The 548-nt window shown below is 67.0% G+C and carries 1 protein-coding gene; it reads right to left on the bottom strand.

Annotated elements, in window-relative coordinates:
- The coding region (locus tag BTW07_RS19180; protein WP_167369304.1) for an Ig-like domain-containing protein at positions 1-548 on the bottom strand (548 nt) is incomplete at both ends.

Below are 548 nucleotides of genomic sequence, written 5' to 3'. Positions count from 1 at the left end.
TCTCCCCGGTGCTGCCGGTATCGGCGCGGGCCACCGGGGCGTCGTTGGTGCCGGTCACCGTTACGGTCAGCGTCGAGGTGGCGGTGCCGCCCTGGCCATCGCTGACGGTGTAGCTGATCTGCGTCTTGTCGGTCTGACCCGCGGCCAGGCGATCGAACGCCGTGCCCGGATTGAAGCTGTAGGAGCCATCCGCGTTCAGCGTGAAGGTGCCGCCGTTGGAGCCGGTGATAGCCTGCCCCACGCTACCTGTTACGCCGTTGACCGCGCTGACACTCAGGATGCCGCCATCGACATCGCTGTCGTTGGCAAGCACGCCCTGGGACGCGGCGATATTGAGAGTAGCGTTCTCGCCGGTGCTGCCGGTATCGGCGCGGGCCACCGGCGCATCATTGGTGCCGGTCACGGTGATGGTGACGGTCTTGGGTGCGCTGACGCCGCCGTCATGGTCCGTGGCGGTGTAGCTGAAGGTGACGTCGCGGCTCTCGCCGGCAGCCAGGGTGTCGAAGTCGGTGCCGGGCGTGAAACTGTAGGAACCGTCGGCATTGAAC

The sequence above is a fragment of the Salinicola socius genome (assembly GCF_001937195.1).
GTDB classification, from domain to species: Bacteria; Pseudomonadota; Gammaproteobacteria; order Pseudomonadales; family Halomonadaceae; genus Salinicola; species Salinicola socius.
Note: the sequence above shows the minus strand (reverse complement) of the source record. Positions and strands in the feature narration are given on the sequence as shown.